Annotated in this window: 14 protein-coding genes and 1 pseudogene; 6 read left to right on the plus strand and 9 right to left on the minus strand. The window is 75.4% G+C overall.

Features of this window, described 5'->3' with window-relative positions; all coding sequences use genetic code 11:
* Positions 1 to 606: TPM domain-containing protein (locus AKI01S_RS45105; protein WP_218010061.1), on the minus strand; the 606-nt coding region annotated here is incomplete at its 3' end.
* A gap of 97 nt (positions 607 to 703) precedes the next feature.
* Here AKI01S_RS45105 and AKI01S_RS45110 point away from each other — a divergent pair.
* Positions 704 to 1,255 (plus strand): hypothetical protein, encoded by a 552-nt coding sequence (locus AKI01S_RS45110; RefSeq protein WP_067832399.1) that lies wholly within the window; start codon positions 704 to 706, stop codon positions 1,253 to 1,255.
* A gap of 65 nt (positions 1,256 to 1,320) precedes the next feature.
* Here the strand turns inward: AKI01S_RS45110 and AKI01S_RS45115 are convergent, their stop codons facing one another.
* Complete coding sequence (locus tag AKI01S_RS45115) at positions 1,321 to 2,472, minus strand: acyl-CoA dehydrogenase family protein (protein ID WP_067832400.1); 1,152 nt, start codon at positions 2,470 to 2,472, stop codon at positions 1,321 to 1,323.
* A gap of 18 nt (positions 2,473 to 2,490) precedes the next feature.
* A complete protein-coding gene (locus tag AKI01S_RS45120) occupies positions 2,491 to 2,985 on the minus strand; it encodes a MarR family winged helix-turn-helix transcriptional regulator (protein ID WP_067832402.1) in 495 nt (164 codons plus the stop codon).
* Positions 2,986 to 3,071: 86 nt separating this feature from the next.
* Between AKI01S_RS45120 and AKI01S_RS45125 the strand changes: the two genes are divergently transcribed.
* Entirely contained in the window at positions 3,072 to 5,171 is a 2,100-nt protein-coding gene (locus AKI01S_RS45125) for an MMPL family transporter (RefSeq protein WP_067832404.1), read from the plus strand.
* Between the two features lie 51 nt (positions 5,172 to 5,222).
* Here the strand turns inward: AKI01S_RS45125 and AKI01S_RS45130 are convergent, their stop codons facing one another.
* The 6 genes from AKI01S_RS45130 to AKI01S_RS45155 all read right to left on the minus strand — a co-directional run bounded on the left by AKI01S_RS45130 (position 5,223) and on the right by AKI01S_RS45155 (position 12,514).
* Positions 5,223 to 6,401 (minus strand): winged helix DNA-binding domain-containing protein, encoded by a 1,179-nt coding sequence (locus tag AKI01S_RS45130; RefSeq protein ID WP_067832406.1) that lies wholly within the window; start codon positions 6,399 to 6,401, stop codon positions 5,223 to 5,225.
* A gap of 39 nt (positions 6,402 to 6,440) precedes the next feature.
* A complete protein-coding gene (locus tag AKI01S_RS45135) occupies positions 6,441 to 6,779 on the minus strand; it encodes a hypothetical protein (RefSeq protein WP_067832407.1) in 339 nt (112 codons plus the stop codon).
* 167 nt (positions 6,780 to 6,946) lie between these two features.
* Positions 6,947 to 7,345 (minus strand): hypothetical protein, encoded by a 399-nt coding sequence (locus tag AKI01S_RS45140; protein WP_067832409.1) that lies wholly within the window; start codon positions 7,343 to 7,345, stop codon positions 6,947 to 6,949.
* 95 nt (positions 7,346 to 7,440) lie between these two features.
* Complete coding sequence (locus AKI01S_RS45145) at positions 7,441 to 8,517, minus strand: hypothetical protein (RefSeq protein WP_245682054.1); 1,077 nt, start codon at positions 8,515 to 8,517, stop codon at positions 7,441 to 7,443.
* 272 nt (positions 8,518 to 8,789) lie between these two features.
* Positions 8,790 to 10,571, minus strand: a complete 1,782-nt coding sequence (locus tag AKI01S_RS45150) for an ABC transporter ATP-binding protein (protein WP_067832413.1) — start codon at positions 10,569 to 10,571, stop codon at positions 8,790 to 8,792.
* Positions 10,568 to 12,514, minus strand: a complete 1,947-nt coding sequence (locus AKI01S_RS45155) for an ABC transporter ATP-binding protein (protein WP_084000876.1) — start codon at positions 12,512 to 12,514, stop codon at positions 10,568 to 10,570. The genes AKI01S_RS45150 and AKI01S_RS45155 overlap by 4 nt, the downstream gene beginning before the upstream one ends.
* Before the next feature lie 696 nt (positions 12,515 to 13,210).
* On the opposite strand from AKI01S_RS45155, the gene AKI01S_RS45160 reads away from it, so the two are divergent.
* The 4 genes and pseudogenes from AKI01S_RS45160 to AKI01S_RS45175 all read left to right on the plus strand — a co-directional run.
* Positions 13,211 to 13,417, plus strand: a complete 207-nt coding sequence (locus AKI01S_RS45160; RefSeq protein WP_018657218.1) for a cold-shock protein — start codon at positions 13,211 to 13,213, stop codon at positions 13,415 to 13,417.
* A 130-nt stretch (positions 13,418 to 13,547) separates the two neighbouring features.
* Positions 13,548 to 13,931: a phosphoribosyl-AMP cyclohydrolase gene (gene hisI, locus AKI01S_RS45165; protein WP_067832417.1), complete on the plus strand. Its 384-nt coding sequence runs from the start codon at positions 13,548 to 13,550 to the stop codon at positions 13,929 to 13,931.
* The gene (locus tag AKI01S_RS45170; RefSeq protein ID WP_067832419.1) at positions 13,928 to 14,587 is read left to right on the plus strand and encodes a Trp biosynthesis-associated membrane protein; all 660 of its coding nucleotides are present in this window, start codon (positions 13,928 to 13,930) and stop codon (positions 14,585 to 14,587) included. Before hisI ends, AKI01S_RS45170 begins: the two co-directional genes overlap by 4 nt.
* Positions 14,584 to 14,904, plus strand: a pseudogene (locus tag AKI01S_RS45175) (winged helix-turn-helix transcriptional regulator); the annotation flags it as partial. The gene AKI01S_RS45170 and the pseudogene AKI01S_RS45175, both read left to right, overlap by 4 nt.

The raw sequence follows: 14,904 nt of genomic DNA on the forward strand, positions 1-14,904 counted from the left end.
GGCGAGCCCGGCCCCGATCAGCCCGGCCGACAGCAGCCAGCCCGCGCCGCCGCCCCCGCGCGGGTCCGCCTCGCCCGGCGTGACCCGGGGGCGGGGGATGGTCCGTCCGGCCAGCGCGGCGGCGTACCCGTCGGCCGCGCCGATCGCCGCGCCCGCCCAGTCGTTCTGCCGCAGCGCCGGTTCGACGGCGACCCGCGCGACCTCGCCCATGTCCCCGGCCGGCAACGCGAAGTCGGGATGGGCCGAGACGTGGTACCGGCGGGTGCCGGTCGCGACCGCCATGAGCAGCTCCCGGCGGCCCATGCCGCTGAGGCGGACGGTCTCGGCGGCCCACTCGGCGGGCTCGCGCCCGGAGAAGTCCCGCACGTACACCACGAACAGCCGGACGTCCTCGGCGGAGGACAGCCGGCGCAGCGCCCGCCGCACGGCCGGTCCCCGGCCGTCGAGGGCCCCCACCCGGTCGGTGATCTGGCCGGTGACGGCGAACGGCCCGTCGGCGTGCGCCCGCGGCCCCGCCGCGCACGCCCCCAGGGCCGCGCACGCCGCCAGGCCCACGAGCGCCCCGAGGGCTCGCCCGGCGGCGCCCCCGGCCGGTGTCTGCGCCAATGTCCCCCCACTCGCCCCTTCGTCGCAGCGGTCATGCCCGGCGGAAAACCGGCGATCACCGGGGTTGGGGGAGAGATGACCGGGTCATGGCGGCGGATTGGTCCCGCCGTCCCCGGGCGGGCCGGGGACGACGGCCGGACAGGGGTGGGCGTGCGCGTCCACCGGGGCGGGGCCGCACGATCGGCATGCCGAGGCCGGGCGCCCGGTCCTCGGCTTCGCCGACGGCCTGATAGGCCCGCCGCACCTGGGCGGCGAGGCGGCCGACCGCATCCCCAGGGGCTCCCACCGGGAGATCGAGGGCTGCGGCCATTACGGCCGGCCGGAGCGGTCCGGCGAGGTGGACGCGGCCGCCATCGGGTCCCGCACCCGGCGGGTGTCCGTGCCGCCCGGGCCGCGGCGGAGGGCCGGGTCGCGCTTCGGTACCCTGTCGCGCATGGCCGAAGAGACCCGCGAGGACGCCGAGCTCGCGCTCGCCGCCGCCCGCTACAAGGACGCCCTGGAGCAGGAGGAGGCCGCCAGGGCCGCCCTGTTCGACGCGGCCGCGGCGGCCGTCCGCGCGGGTCGCACCCCCGAGGAGCTGGCCGCCGAGATCCCGTTCAGCGCGGCCGACATCCGCCGGCAGGTCCGCGAACGGGGAGCCGGGTCCTAACCCCGGGACCACTTCCTCGGCCGTCCCCCGGCGGCGGGAAGGCGCCGGGGGGACGGCCGGGCGGGTCAGCGGCCCGCGGCCTTGGCGAGGTGGCGGCCGATCACCATGCGCTGGATCTGGTTGGTGCCCTCGAAGATCTGCATGACCTTCGCCTCGCGCATGTACCGCTCGACCGGGAAGTCGCGGGTGTAGCCGTAGCCGCCGAGGACCTGCACCGCGTCGGTGGTGACCTTCATGGCCGCGTCGGTGGCGACCAGCTTGGCGATCGACGCCTGCCGGGAGAACGGCAGCCCGGCGTCCTTGCGGCGCGCCGCCTCCAGGTACATGGCCCGCGCCGACTCCACGGCGGCGGCCATGTCGGCGAGCAGGAACGACAGCCCCTGGTTGGCGATGATGGGGCGGCCGAACTGCTCGCGCTGGGTCGCGTAGGTCACCGCGTGGTCGAGGGCGCCCTGCGCCAGGCCCACCGCGCACGCGGCGATGCCGAGGCGGCCCGAGTCCAGCGCCGACAGCGCGATCGGGAAGCCCTGCCCCTCGGCGCCGAGCCGCCACCCGGCGGGCACGGCGACGTCGTCGAAGTGGAGCTGGGCGGTGGTGGAGCCGGTCAGGCCCATCTTGCGTTCGGGCGGCCCGAACGACAGCCCCTCCAGCTGCCCCTCGATCAGGAAGCAGGAGATGCCGCGCCCGCCCTCGTCGGAGGTGCGGGCGAACAGCACGTAGAAGTCGGCCTCGCCGCCGTGGGTGATCCACGCCTTGGAGCCGGTGACGCGGTAGCCCTCGCCGTCGCGGACCGCGCGGGTGGTCAGCGCGCCCGCGTCGGACCCGGCCTGCGCCTCCGACAGCGCGTACCCGCCGAGCAGCTCGCCGCCCAGCAGGTCGGGCAGCTGCTTCTTCTGCTCGTCGTCGCCGAACGCGAACAGCGGGTAGCAGGCCAGGGTGTGGACGCTGACGCCGACGGCGACCGACGCCCACACCGACGCGATCTCCTCCAGGACCTGGAGGTAGACCTCGTAGGGCTGGCCGCCGCCGCCGTGCTCCTCGGGGTAGGGCAGGCCGAGCAGCCCGGCCCGGCCCAGCAGGCGGAACACCTCGCGCGGGAACGCGGCGGCCTCCTCGGCGGGCGCGGCGCGGGGGGCCAGTTCCTTCGTGACGATCTCGCGGGTCAGCGCGATCAGATCTTCGGCTTCGGGGGTGGGAAGCATGCGTTCAGCGGGCATGGCATCCATCTTGGCGGATCAGGGTTCCCCCGCGCCCGACCCGGGGTGCCCCAGGGACCGCAGGTCGGCGAGTTCCTCGTTCATGGCGCGGACGAAACGGAGGACGGTGCGCAGTTCGTCCTCGTCGAACCGGTCCCGCGCGGCGCGGGTCGCCTCCGACAGCGGGCGGAAGAACTCGGCGGCCAGCCGCTTGGCGCCCGACTCGTAGTGCAGGTAGACGACGCGGCGGTCGTGGGAGTCGCGGACCCGGCGGACGTGCCCGGCGCGTTCGAGCCGGTCCAGGCAGGCCGAGACCGCACCGGAGGTGAGGTTCAGCTGCTCGCGCAGCCGCCCCGGGGTCATGGGGCGTCCCGGCGGGCGCGCGGGGGCGTCCAGGATCGCCGCCAGGGCCTGGACGTCGGTGGGGTGCAGGCGGTGGGCGCGGGCGAACTCGTGCGCGATGCGGTTGAACTCGCTGTTCATCCGGCGCAGCTCGACGGCGAACGCCCGCAGGTCGGTGGAGGGATCTTCCACCTCGCCAGCCTACATTAGTTCAATGGTTGAGATACTCGATGATTGAGATATCGTGGGGTGTCCGTACTCCCACCGCGAGGAACCACATGACAGCCCGAACCCGGCGTCTCCGATGGCTCGTCCCGGCCGTCCTGCTCGTGGCCTGGCTGGGCGTGGGCGGCGCGCTCGGCCCGTTCGCGGGCCGCCTCGGCGAGGTCGCCACCAACGACCAGGCCGCCTTCCTGCCCCGGAGCGCCGAGTCCACACGCGTGCTGGAGGCCCAGAAGGCGTTCGCCTCCGACGAGACGCTGCCCGCCATCGTCGTGTGGACCACCGGGGGCTCCCCGGTGACCGACGCGCAACGCCAGGCCGCCACGCGGGCGCTGGCCTCCGTGCGCGACCTGGCCGCCTCGGGCGAGGTGTCGCCCGCCCTGCCCTCCGGGGACGGCCGGGCGCTCCAGGGCGTGGTGCCGCTCCCGCCGGACGCGGAGGAACGGCTGCCGGAGCTCCTCGACCGGATCCGCGCCGCCGCCGAACGGGTCCCCGGCGCGCGGGCGCAGATCGCCGGGCCCGCCGCGACCCGGGCCGACCTGTCGGAGGCGTTCGCCGGGATCGACGGGCTGCTGCTGGGGGTCGCGCTGGCGGCGGTGCTGGTGATCCTGCTGCTGGTGTACCGCTCGGTGCTGCTGCCCCTGGTGATCATCGTGGGGTCGGTGCTGGCGCTGGCGGTGGCCTGCGCGCTGGTGTACGCGCTGGCCGACCGCGGCGTGGTGCGCGTGGATGGGCAGGTCCAGGGGATCCTGTCGATCCTGGTCATCGGTGCCGCCACCGACTACGCGCTGCTGCTGGCCGCCCGGTTCGGCGAGGAGTACGCGGCGCGGGGCGACCGGTTCGCCGCCGGGCGGGCCGCGCTGCGCCGCGCGTTCGGCCCGATCGTCGCCAGCGCCGCCACGGTCGCGCTCGGCCTGCTGGCGCTGCTGCTGAGCAGCCTCACCAACAACCGGGCGCTGGGGCCGGTCGGCGCGATCGGCATCGCCTGCGCGGTGCTCAGCGCCCTCACGTTCCTGCCCGCCGCGCTGGTCCTGCTCGGCCGCGCCGCGTACTGGCCCGGCCGTCCCCGGCCCGCCGACGGCGGCGGGCGCGGGATCTGGCGGCGCGTCGCCGCGCGGGTGGAGCGCCGCCCCCGCCGGATCTGGGTGGCGACCCTGCTCCCGCTGGTGGCGTGCGCGGCGTTCACCCCGCTGCTGAACGCCCGGGGCGTCCCGCTGGACGAGATCTTCGTCAACGAGGCGCCGTCGGTCGCCGCGCAGCAGGCCCTCGGCCGGCACTTCCCCGGCGGCTCCGGCCAGCCCGCCGTGATCATCGCCGACGCCGCGCACGCCGACGCGGTGGCCCGGGCCGCCCGGGTGCCCGGCGTCGCGGACGTCACCGCCGTCGGCGAGGGCGGCCGGCCCCGCGCGGTGAACGGCCGGGTGCGGCTCGACGCCACCCTGCGCGACGCCGCCGACGGCGACGCCGCCGAGCGGACCGTCGAACGGCTGCGCGCCGCCGTGCACGCGGTGCCCGGCGCGGACGCGATCGTCGGCGGCCGCACCGCCCAGCAGATCGACACCCAGGCCGCCGCCGGCCGCGACCGCGCCGTGATCGTCCCGGTCGTGCTGGCGGTCATCCTGGCGATCCTGATGGTGCTGCTGCGGTCCCTGGTCACGCCGGTGGTGCTGGTCGCCACCGTGGCGGTGAGCTTCCTGGCCACCCTCGGCGTCGCGGCGCTGGTCCTGCGGTTCGGCCTCGGCTTCTCCGGCACCGACGCCTCGGTGCCGCTGTACGGCTTCGTGTTCCTGGTGGCGCTCGGCGTCGACTACAACATCTTCCTGATGTCGCGCGTCCGGGAGGAGACGGCCCGGCACGGCGTCCGCCAGGGGGTGCTGCGCGGTCTCACCACGACCGGCGGCGTGATCACCTCGGCGGGCGTGGTGCTGGCGGCGACGTTCGCGGCGCTGGCGGTGATCCCGCTGGCGTTCCTGGCGCAGATCGCCTTCATCGTCGCGTTCGGCGTGCTGCTGGACACCCTGGTGGTGCGGTCGCTGCTGGTCCCGGCGCTCACCCTGGACCTCGGCCGCCGGGCGTGGTGGCCCGGCGCGCTCGCCCGGCCCGCGGCCGCGCGGAGCGAGGAGTCACGCCCGGCCGTGCCGTCGGGACGCGGCTGAGGCCGCGGGTGGTCCGGGCGGGCGGTCCGGGCGGCCGGGCCGGCGGGCGGGTCAGCCGGTCAGCTCGCGCTCCAGCGGGGTCCGGAACCGCGGGGTGACCCGGACCTCCCCGATCCAGGCGGCGATCCGCCGCGCCTCGGCGTCGATCGCGGCGGCGGCGTCGGCGCCGACGTCCTCCAGCAGCCGGACGGCGACCTCGCCGTCCGGGCGCTGGGCCCAGCCGCCGACGATCCGGCCGTCCCACCACACGGTGGGGCCGATGTTGCCGTTGCGGTCGAACAGCGCCGGGGCGTGGTCGCCCAGGTACCAGCCGCGTTCCTGCCAGCCCATCGGGGTGGGGTCCAGGGCGGGCAGCAGCGCCGCCCAGGGCTCGGGCGCGGCGACCGGCTCCAGGTCGTCGGCCAGCACCAGCCCGGCCTGCCCGCCGTCGAGCGTCACCTCGACGGTGTCGACCGTGGCCAGGGCCTTGCGGACGTCGGTCAGGGACCAGCCCGTCCACCACTTCAGGTCCGCGACCGGGGCGGGGCCGAACGCCCGCAGCCACCGCCGCACCAGCTCGGCGCGGGCCTGGTCGGCGGGCATCCGCGGGACGCCGCCCGGCAGCCACGCCTCGACCGGCGCCCACCGGTACTGGCTGCTGATCCAGGTGCCGTTGGGGCGGCCCCGCACGATCAGCCCCTCGCAGCCCAGCGTCACCAGCACCCAGGTGGTGATCGAGACGGGCTTGGAGTAGGACTTGCCGGGCGCGGGGTCGACCTTGGTGCGCAGCCGGGGCTCGGCGGCGCTGAGCTGCGCGCCGGTCGCCTCGCCCTTCTCCAGCAGGATCCGGTGGGTGCTGCGCTCCACCTCCCGCCACCAGGCGTCCACGTCGTCGACGACCCCGGCCTGCTCCAGGAACCGGCCGTAGGTGCGGCGCTGCTTGGCGGCCAGGCCGTCGGCGACCGCCGCCTGCAACACCGGGACCAGCCCGACCGGCGCGACGAACATCGTGCGCCGCATCGCCAGCATCCGCAGCAGCGTCCGGTCGTCGTACAGGGCGCGTTCCACGTCGCCGGGCGTCGCGGTGGCGCTGCGGGCGGCGACCGACAGGAACACCGTGGCGGGGTCGGTGGCGTGTAGTACCACCAGGGAGTCCGCGATCCCGGGAACGTCGCCGGTGCGGGTGGTGACGGCGAGCCGGTGGCGCGTCGCCAGCCGGGCCCGCCGCTCGTCGGTGCCGATGTGTCGCATGTGCGGCAGCCTAGGGCGTGGGTCGGACATTCCGACCGGTCACGGGTTCAGCGAGATCTTCGCGACGACCTTGTCCTTGGTCACGGAGGTGACGTCCACGTCGACGCCGCCGTCGGCCTGCTGCCCGCCGTCGCTCACCGGGACGGTGAGCTGCTGGCTGCCGACCTTGAAGGTGACGTTGTCGCCCTGCACGCCCACCATCTCGACCTTGACGCCGAGGATGCTCGCGCTGGCGTCCACGCCCCGGTTGAACGTCACGGTGCAGGTGTTGCCCTTGCAGTCGGTCGTGGCGTTCTCGCTGCTACAGGCGGCCGCCGCGGCCAGGGGCAGCAGCAGGACGGGGAGCACGGCCAGTTTCCGGCGAACCGATGAGATCATGTCTCCGAGTCTAGGAACCGGGACCCCGTGCGGTCGCCCTTCCGCAGGTGGAACCGCATGCGGCGCCCGTAGTACCCGGAGATGATTTCGGGACTACGCCGGATCCTCCCGGCCCCGCCGCGCGTCCCAGGGGAATGCCCGCCGGCGGGCCGTCGGCCGGCCGCCCGTCAGCCGCCGTGGTGGGCGCCGTTCATGACCGTCCCGCCGAGGGTGCCGCGCAGCGCCTCCAGGGTCTGGGGGGTGCCGACGGCGACCCAGCGGTTGCCGACCAGGTACGAGCCGCCCCACGGCTTGGCCTCCGCCAGCCACGCCTTCTGGCCCTGGTCGCTGCTGAACCCGACCAGGGTGTAGCGGCCCCGGGCGGTCTGGCAGGCGCCCTGCTGGAGCTCCTCGGCGGCGCGCTTGGAGCTGAGCGAGCAGCCCGTCCTGGCGGCGAGCTGCTCGATGGTCGCCGGTTCGGCGGCCGCGCCCGCGGCGTGGCCGCCGTGCTGGGAGGTCCCGGAGCACCCGGCCGTCAACGCGGCCGCGGCCGCGGCCAGGGAACCGATCCGGAGCAGGGAAACCATGGCCCGTCCTCTCGACGACTTCGCGTGATCTGACGGGTGGTACGCGGCGGCGGGCCCCCCGGTTCAGTCACGGGCCGCCCGGTCCGGGCCCCGGCTCAGCCGACCAGCCGGGCGGCGGCGGTGGCGCGCACCCCGGGCTCCTCGGCGGTGTCGTGGTGCAGGCGTTGCAGCCGGACGCGGCTCTCGGGGGTCAGGGGGGCGGTCTGGGCGGCGATCTCGCGCACGCCCTCCTCGCAGTCCCAGAGCCCCTCGAACGTGAAGGACTCGGCGGTGTGCGGCGCGGTCCGGGTCAGCGCGGTCAGCACACGTGGTCGTAGATGGGCGTAGGTGGACTCGGTCCAGGCGTTCTTCAGCAGGGGGACGGCCTCGCCGGCGCGCAGCCGGCCCAGTCCCTCGATCGGCCCGGCGGCCTCGCCCCACTCGCGGCGGCCGAGCGCGTCCTCCAGCTCCCGCATGAGCAGCGGGATGTCCTGGCGGGTGCCGTGCCGGGCCAGGATGCGCAGCCCCATGTCGGCGCAGCCGCCCCGGGCCATCACCCAGGCGCGGGCGCGGGGCAGCGCCTCGGGCCCGTACTCGCCCAGCGCGCGGCGCACCACCCCGCCCCATCGGCTGTCGCGGCGCTGGGGCAGCACCTCCTCGGCCAGGTCCAGCAGGCCGGGGGCGCGTCTGCGGCCCAGCTCGAAGATGGCGGCCACGGCGCCGTCGGCGCCGCTGCGGGCCAGCGCGAGCAGCTCGTCCTCGGACCGGACGGGGCGCTCGGCCGGGACGCCGGACGGTCGCCGCCGCCGGACGACCGAGCGGCGGCGGTCCACGGCGGCGGCGAGGCGCGGCTGCCGGTCGGCCCACACGTCGATCACCGGATTGCTCGGCCCGGAGACCAGGTCGTCCAGCTCGGCGTCGTCACAGCGCGCCGCGACCAGGCGGTCCAGCCCGATCGCCAGCGACGGGTCGCGCAGCTCCACCATCTCGATCACGGCGTCGAACCAGTGCGGCCCCTCCTCGGCGTACCGGCGCAGCACCCCGGCCGCCTCGTGGCGGCTCAGCCGCACCAGGTCGCCCAGCACCGTCAGCGGCAGCTCCACGCCCGCGCCGTCGGGGTCGGCGGCGTCCGGACCGGACGGATCGAACAGCGCCTCGGCCACCGGCCCCGTCGGCAACTCCAGGTCGATCATGAGTCGTGCGTAATACAGGCCACGTGACTCGACCCGACGGTCCCAACGCGGATCGCGGCGTATGCAGTCATAGACGTACTCGCCCGCGCCCCGCCTGTCCGCCGCGCGACGCGCGGCCCTGCCCAGGCCACGCTGCAGTTGCCCGTGCAGCGTGCCCGCCGATTCCAACACGACCTCGTTACTCACCTCAGCAGAATGCGCACGAGACCAGATTTCGGGCAAGTGCTTTAGCGTCGAACCCCAGGTCACCTCCGCCGGCCGGCCGCACCGGATCAGATCGATCTCTGTGCCACCCAGGAGGCGTGCAGGTCGGCGTAGACGCCCGGCTCCTCGACCAGCTTGGCATGCGGGCCGCGCTGCACGATGCGCCCCTCGTCGAACACCAGGACCTCGTCGGCGGCCTCGGCGGTGGACATCCGGTGCGCGATGGAGATCGCGGTGCGGCCGCGCGTGACGCCGTCCAGGGCCCGCTGGAGGCGGACCTCGGTGGCCGGGTCGACCGCCGAGGTCGCCTCGTCCAGCACCAGCAGGTCGGGGTCGGCGACGTAGGCGCGGGCGAGCGCGACCAGCTGCCGCTCCCCGGCCGACAGCGACTCGCCGCGCTGCCCGACCGGCGTCTCCAGGCCGCGCGGCAGCCCCTCCAGCCAGTCGGCCAGCCCCAGCTCGGTCATGGCCAGCAGCAGGTCCTCGTCGGTGGCGCCGGGCCTGCCGTAGCGGATGTTGTCGGCGAGGGTGGCGTCGAACAGGAACCCGTCCTGGGGGACCATCACGATCCGCTCGCGCAGCGAGGAGAACCGGACCCGGTCCAGCGGGACGCCGTCCACCAGCACCCGCCCGGAGGTGGGGTCCATCAGCCGGGTCAGCAGCTTGGCGAACGTCGTCTTGCCCGACCCGGTCTCCCCGACGATCGCGACGCGGCTGCGCGGCGCGATGTCCACGGTCACCCCGTGCAGCACGGGACGGCCGCCGGGGTAGGCGAACCCGACGTCCTCGAACCGCACCTCGATCGGCCCGCGCGGCAGCGTCTCGCCCTTGTCGCCGGGGTCGGCGACGTCGGGCTCGGTGTCCAGGACGCCCAGCACGCGCCGCCATCCGGCGATGGCGTTCTGGGCCTCGTTGAGGACCTCGGTGGCGGTCTGCATCGGGCTGACGAACAGCGTCACCAGGAACAGGAACGCCACCAGCTCGCCGGCCGTCAGGTGCCCGCCGACGCCGAGCAGCGTCCCGGCCACCACGACCCCGGCGGTCGCCACGGCCGCGACCAGCTCGCTGGTGGGGAACGTCAGCGCCACCAGCCCCTGCGCGCGGGTCTGCGCCTTCTTGGCGGCCTCCACGGTGACGTCCACCTTGGCGGCGGTGCGCTCCTCCGACCCGTAGGCGCGGATCACCGAGGCGCCCACCACCGACTCGCTGACGGCGGACAGCAGGTCGCCCATGCGCTCGCGGACGCGCGTGTAGGCGGCCGACACCAGGCGCTGGAAGCGGCGCAGCGCGAACGCCAGCGGCAGGAACGCCACCCACACCAGCAGCGCCAGCGGCCAGGAGTAGACCGCCATCAGCACGCTGGCGACCAGCAGCTGCCCCACCGACACGATGATCATCAGCCCGCCCCACTGCATGAACTGGCTGATCTGGTCGACGTCGCCGGTCACCCGCGACACCAGCGCGCCGCGCCGCTCGCCGCTCTGGGTGAGCATCGACAGGTCGTGGACGTGCCGGAACGCCCGGGTCCGCAGCGCCGCCAGGCCCGTCTCGGTGCTGCGGTAGAGCCGCACGTTCATCAGGTAGGCGCTGACGGCGGTGGTCAGCACCGCCACCGCGCACAGCAGCACCGCCGTGCGCACGAACGGGATGTCGGGGCCGTTCGTGCCGGTCAGGCCCTTGTCGATGGTCTGCTGCACCGCGATCGGCACCACGACGCGGCCCGCCGTGGCGAGCAGCGCCAGCAGCAGCGTCCCGGCCAGCCCGGCGCGGAACTCGGGGGTCAGCCGCAGCCCGCGCCGCAGGGTGCTGAACGCGCCCTCGGTGGCGGCGGTCTCGCTCAGAGCGGTCAACGCAGGGCCTCCTCGCCGGTCTCGTTCCCGAGCGCCTCGCCCTCGGTCGTCTCGTTCTCCACCGCCTCCTGCTCGGCCTCGGCCCGCTCGTAGGCGTTGACCAGGTTCCGGTAGCCCTCGGAACGCTCCAGCAGCTCGGCGTGGGCGCCGCGGTCCAGGACGCGGCCGTGCTCGACGTACACGACCTCGTCGGCCAGCGCGATGGTGGCCTTGCGGTAGGCGACCACGACGACGGTCACGCCGTCCCCGCCCTCCCGCAGGCCCGCCAGGATGCGCTGCTCGACCTGCGGGTCCACCGCCGAGGTGGCGTCGTCCAGCACCAGCAGGCGGGGCCGCCGGGCCAGGGCGCGGGCCAGCGCCAGGCGCTGCCGCTGCCCGCCCGACAGCGTCGCGCCGCGCTCGCCGACGCGGGTGTCCAGCCCGTCCGGCAGCGCGGCGACGAACCCGTCGGCCTGCGCCAGCCGCAGCGCCTCCCACACCCGGTCGTCGGGGACGTCCTGGCCGAGGGTGATGTTGCCGCGCACGGTGTCGTCGAACAGGAACGTCTGCTGCGGCACCAGCGCGGCGGTCGCGGCGACGCCGCCGTGCCGCAGGTCCCGCAGGTCGGTGCCGTCCAGCAGCACCGACCCGTCGTGCGGGTCGACCAGGCGCACCAGCAGGGAGGTGAGGGTGGACTTGCCCGAGCCGGTCGGGCCGACCACCGCGACCGTGCGGCCGGGGGCGGCGCCGAACGACACGTCGTGCAGCACCCGCGCCGGGCCGTCCTCGGTCTCGTAGGCGAAGCGCACCCCCCGGACCTCCAGGTCCGCGGCCGAGCCGGAGGCGGGCCCGGCCTCGCCGTAGGGCAGCGACCCGCCCGCGTCCAGCACGCCGCGCACCCGCCGCCAGCCGACGACGCTGCGCGGCACCTCCGCCAGCACCCACCCCAGCGCCCGGATCGGGAACGCCAGCAGCGTGAACAGGTAGGCGACCTGCACCAGGTCCCCGGCCGTCATCGCGCCCGACCGCAGCCGCAGCGACCCGATCATCAGCACGGCCAGCACGCCCAGGCTCGGCAGGGCCTCCAGCACCGGGTCGAACAGGCCCCGGACCCGGCCGACGGCGATGTTGGCGTCGCGCAGCGCGGCGGCGCGCTCGGCGAACCGCTCGGTCTCGGCGGTCTCGCGGCCCAGGGTCTTGACGACCAGGCCGCCCTCGAAGCTCTCGTGGGCGACCTCCGACACCTCGGCGCGCAGCTGCTGGGCGTGGGTGGCGACCGGGGCGAGCCGGCGCTGGTAGACGACGTTGAGCAGGGCGATGGCCGGGAAGACCAGGAAGCCCACCAGCGCCACGGTCACGTCGGTCAGCAGGATCGACACCGCCGCGATCAGCAGCATGAACACCACGCCGACCGCCATCGGCAGCGGCGCGATCGGGGCCCAGGACGCCTCGACGTCGGCGTTGGCGTTCGACAGCAGCTGCCCGGTGGGGTGGCGGTGGTGCCAGGCCAGCGGCAGCCTCAGGTACTGGCGGGTCACGGCGCGGCGGTAGCGGGCCTGCATCCGGTACTGCATGAGCCCGGCGTAGAAGCGGCGGCCCGCCACGCCCAGGGCCTTCAGCGCCGACACCGCGACGATCGCGGCGGCGGCCAGCGCCAGCGCGCCCGCCGTGGTGCGGCCCTCCCGGAACGCCGGGAGCACCACGTGCTCGGTGACCCGGCCCAGCACCGTGGCGCTGCCGACGGTCATCGCCGCGTACAGCACGCTGGCGGCCACCGACAGCGCGAACACCCACGGCTCGGCCCGGACGGCGACCCACAGCACCCCCAGCCCCTCGCGGAGGATGCGCGGGTTGACACGGGGAGATCCTGGCGGCACGGCGACTCCTTCACACACGGCGGCGCCCGGGGGTGCCCCCTCATGCGGCGGAATATGGGGGTTTGCGGGCCTGATACTCCCTACCATCCGCGACGGGCGGTTATTCCCCGGAGGACCGCGCCGGGAGGGGCGGCCGCGGCGGGCGGGGCGCCGGTGACGGGCGCCGGGACGTCGGGGCAGGTCGGCCGGGGCGGATGCCCGGAGGGGAATTCCTTTGTTCACCCGGCGGCCAACCGTGGTGCACCGGGAGGCCGGAGAGGGCAGGTCGTCGCGCCGCGGAGGAGGAATCTCCACCCCTATGCGCGGAGTGGGAACAAGAATTGCCCGCTTTGTGCCAAGAAAGGGTCCACCCGAGGTAAGGGCGATACCTCTCGGTGGAGAGAACATCACCGCCCGGAGGCGCCCACGCGGTGCCCCGCATCCCTTGCGCATGTGCGCTTGTGCCCTCCGCCGCGGCGGGCCCGGCGCGGTGTCCGACAATTCCGCAGGCCAGCGCCGCGCGTAGCGACGACCGGGTGTGTTGGAACGTTACACGGCTTTAACTCAATAGTTGATCCGGGCGCGAATCGCAAGGGTCGCGACACCTCCGCATTGCGCGGAACCGGTGATACGGTGGAGTCGTCGGTTGCAGTCGTGGTTCTCGATCGTTTGACAGGACGCCCGCGGACTGATGGCAGCGGGCGTTTTGGCTTTTCCGGGACCTGCCGGGGGCGAGAGCGTTCCGCTAGCAGCCGCGCCGGGCCCGCGAGGTGTGGGCCCGTGTTTTGCCGCAAGGAGAAAGACATGCCCCAGCAGGGCACCGTGAAGTGGTTCAACGCCGAGAAGGGCTTCGGTTTCATCGCCGTTGACGGCGGGGGGCCGGATGTGTTCGTGCACTACTCGGCTATCCAGAGCTCCGGCTACCGCACCCTGGACGAGAACCAGCGCGTTCAGTTCGAGGTGACGCAGGGCAACCGGGGTCCGCAGGCCGACCAGGTCGTCCCCCTGTAACCCGTAGTCGTACGTCAGGGCCCGCGTTCCCCTCCAGGGGCGCGGGCCCTTTCGTGTCCGCGCCCGCTTCCCGACCCGCCCGTGGGCGGGGCGGATCACGGACGCGCGGGGGACCCGGCAGAATGGAGCCATGTCCGCTCGCCCGTCCAATCTGGACCCCAAGATCGCCGACCGCCTCAAGCGCACCGAGGACGGCCTCGTGCCCGCCATCGCCCAGCAGTACGACACCGGCGAGGTGCTCATGCTCGCCTGGATGGACGACGAGGCCCTGCACCGCACCCTCACCACCGGCCGCGCCACCTACTGGTCGCGCAGCCGCCGGGAGTACTGGGTCAAGGGCGAGAGCTCCGGCCACCAGCAGTGGGTGAAGTCGGTCGCGCTTGACTGCGACGGCGACGCGATCCTGGTGAAGGTCGACCAGGTCGGCGCGGCCTGCCACACCGGCGACCGCACCTGCTGGGACGCCGACGTGCTGGACCCGGTGGTGGGGGAGAGGCCCGCCCACCAGCGATGACACCGGCCAGGGAACGCGGGCTCACCGCGCTGCTGTGCGCCGCCGGGGCGGGGCTGACCCTGCTGGCGGCGGGCCGCCCCTGGGCCACGGTGCGGGCCCGCGACGCCGTCACGCCGTTCGCCCTGGACGTCACCGGCCGGGACCTCGGCGCCACCGCCGGGGCCCTCGGCTGGGCCGCGCTGGCGGCGCTGGCGGCCCTGTTCGCCACGCGCGGGAAGGTCCGCGCCGGGGTCGGGCTGCTGCTGGCGGCGTTCGGCGCGGTCATCGCCTACTCCTCGGTCACCGCGATCGACGGGGGCACGATCAGGTCCGCCGCCGGGGATCGCAGCGCCCTGCTGCGGATCGCCGCGCAGCCGGTGGTCGAGACCGGCCCCTGGTGGGCGGTGTCGCTGTGCGGGGGAGCGCTGGTCGCGCTCGCCGGGCTGGCGGCCCTGCTGCGCGGCGGCCGCTGGCCGGGCATGTCCTCCCGGTACGAACGCCGGGACGCCGCCCCCGGCCGCGTCCGTCCCGGCGGGGGCGCCGCGTCCCGCGGCGACGACCCGGCCGACCTGTGGAAGTCGCTGGACCGGGGCGAGGACCCCACCGGGGACCCCACCGGGGACCCCGCGGGGGACCCGAGGGGGTCGGCCGGGGACCCGAAGGAACCCCGGGGGTGACCGCGCTGGTCCTGGTGGCCGAGCACGACCCCGCCGTGGCCGAGCTGCAGCGCCGCTGCCTGGTCCGCGCCGGCCACGAGGTCCGGATCGAGCCCGAGCCCGGCCATGCCCCCGACACCGCCGCCCGGCTGCGCCCGCACGCGGTCGTGCTGGACCTGTCGGCCGCCGCGCACCCGGCCGACCTGTACCGGCGGACCGCCGAGGCGTGCCGCCCCGCCCCGGTCATCGCCGTCAGCGGCGACCCCAAGACGCCGGGCGGGCGGGGCGCGCCCCGGCTGCCCCGGCCGTTCGCGCCCCGCGCGCTGGTCGCCGCCGTC

The sequence above is a fragment of the Actinomadura kijaniata NBRC 14229 genome (assembly GCF_001552175.1).
Classification (GTDB): domain Bacteria; phylum Actinomycetota; class Actinomycetes; order Streptosporangiales; family Streptosporangiaceae; genus Spirillospora; species Spirillospora kijaniata.

Bases quoted from the DNA above. Each gene is read 5' to 3' on its own strand.
- AKI01S_RS45115 (WP_067832400.1), bottom strand. From the start codon at position 2,472: ATGCCCGCTGAACGCATGCTTCCCACCCCCGAAGCCGAAGATCTGATC.
- AKI01S_RS45160 (WP_018657218.1), top strand. From the start codon at position 13,211: ATGCCCCAGCAGGGCACCGTGAAGTGGTTCAACGCCGAGAAGGGCTTC.
- AKI01S_RS45135 (WP_067832407.1), bottom strand. From the start codon at position 6,779: ATGATCTCATCGGTTCGCCGGAAACTGGCCGTGCTCCCCGTCCTGCTG.
- AKI01S_RS45145 (WP_245682054.1), bottom strand. From the start codon at position 8,517: ATGATCGACCTGGAGTTGCCGACGGGGCCGGTGGCCGAGGCGCTGTTC.
- AKI01S_RS45140 (WP_067832409.1), bottom strand. From the start codon at position 7,345: ATGGTTTCCCTGCTCCGGATCGGTTCCCTGGCCGCGGCCGCGGCCGCG.
- AKI01S_RS45170 (WP_067832419.1), top strand. From the start codon at position 13,928: ATGACACCGGCCAGGGAACGCGGGCTCACCGCGCTGCTGTGCGCCGCC.
- AKI01S_RS45155 (WP_084000876.1), bottom strand. From the start codon at position 12,514: ATGGTAGGGAGTATCAGGCCCGCAAACCCCCATATTCCGCCGCATGAG.
- AKI01S_RS45130 (WP_067832406.1), bottom strand. From the start codon at position 6,401: ATGCGACACATCGGCACCGACGAGCGGCGGGCCCGGCTGGCGACGCGC.
- hisI (WP_067832417.1), top strand. From the start codon at position 13,548: ATGTCCGCTCGCCCGTCCAATCTGGACCCCAAGATCGCCGACCGCCTC.
- AKI01S_RS45125 (WP_067832404.1), top strand. From the start codon at position 3,072: ATGACAGCCCGAACCCGGCGTCTCCGATGGCTCGTCCCGGCCGTCCTG.